At 51.8% G+C, this 1,250-nt stretch carries 1 protein-coding gene; it reads left to right on the top strand.

Going from position 1 to position 1,250, the window contains the following annotated elements; translation table 11 throughout:
* Nucleotides 1-149 precede the first annotated feature (149 nt).
* On the top strand, nucleotides 150-1,250 hold a 1,101-nt coding region (locus ACNA7P_RS11185), incomplete at its 3' end, for a glycosyltransferase (protein WP_416258702.1).

Raw genomic sequence — 1,250 nt, 5'->3', positions numbered from 1 at the left:
GCGCGCCGGCCGGCCGTGCCGCGCCGCGACCGCCTGTGGCCGCGCGTCCGCGCGATTTTTCGGTCACGGAAATCCGCAAGCTGATCCGCGATCCTTATGCGATCTATGCCAGGCATTGTCTGGGGCTGCGGCCGCTCGATCCGCTGCGCATGGTAATTCAATTGATTTGGTTAGTTCTGTTTCGTCATGAACGTAACAGCGAAGTAGCTCCAGAACCGCTTTTCATTCCTGAAGATCCCCAACAGCTGCGCGAAATTCACGATCCAGCCTTGGTGCGCGGCGATACGGTGTATGCGAATAACGCGCAAGCCAGCGCCCAAGCCAATGCCAGCACAAAAGCAAAAGCCAACACAAAAACCCAAGCCAAAACCCAAGTAAAAGCATGGCTCAACAAACTCAAGCAGCTCTGGAATATCAATTTTCAAGCCTATTACACCCGCAAAGGCACCGATGTAATTGCCGCTTTCGGCGATGTGGGCGCTTACAAATGGCTGAACAATGGCACGGTGCGTATCTTGCTCACCATATTCGCTGCGTTGGTTGTGAGCTTCACCATTACCATGCCAGCCGATGGCACTTCGCAGGCCATTATTCTACTGGTGTTTTGGGCTACCGCACTATGGGTGCGCGATGTGCAAAAACGCGGCGCCATGTTACTTATGGTGGTGCTCTCAGTACTGGTAAGTTCACGCTATTTATATTGGCGGGTTACACAAACCATTAACTGGGATGTGCCCACCGATACGGTGCTCAGCTTGCTGCTGCTCAGTGCCGAACTATATGCTTGGACCATCCTCATTCTCGGTTATGTGCAAACTATTTGGCCACTAAAACGGCATGTTGCCAAGCTACCCAGTGATACCAGTAAATGGCCCACGGTAGATGTGTATATCCCTAGCTATAACGAACCGTTGCATGTGGTGCGCCCCACCATTTTGGCGGCGCTAGCAATGGATTGGCCAGAAGATAAGCTGAACGTATACCTGCTCGATGATGGCAAGCGTAGCGATTTTGCCGAGTACGCTAAAAAGGTGGGGGTAGGCTATATCGTGCGCAAAGATAATACCCACGCGAAGGCGGGTAACTTAAACAACGCGCTCAAAATTACTGAGGGTGAATTTATCGCGATTTTTGATTGCGATCATATTCCTACTCGCTCGTTCTTACAGCTAGCTATGGGCTGGTTCCATGAAGATCCGAAGCTGGCGTTATTGCAAACGCCGCATCACTTTTTCTCACCCGATCCGTTC

Source organism: Aliidiomarina sp. (assembly GCF_047920995.1).
Taxonomy (GTDB): domain Bacteria; phylum Pseudomonadota; class Gammaproteobacteria; order Enterobacterales; family Alteromonadaceae; genus Aliidiomarina.
The sequence above is the reverse complement of the archived record's forward strand: the minus strand, read 5'-3'. Positions and strand labels throughout refer to the sequence as shown.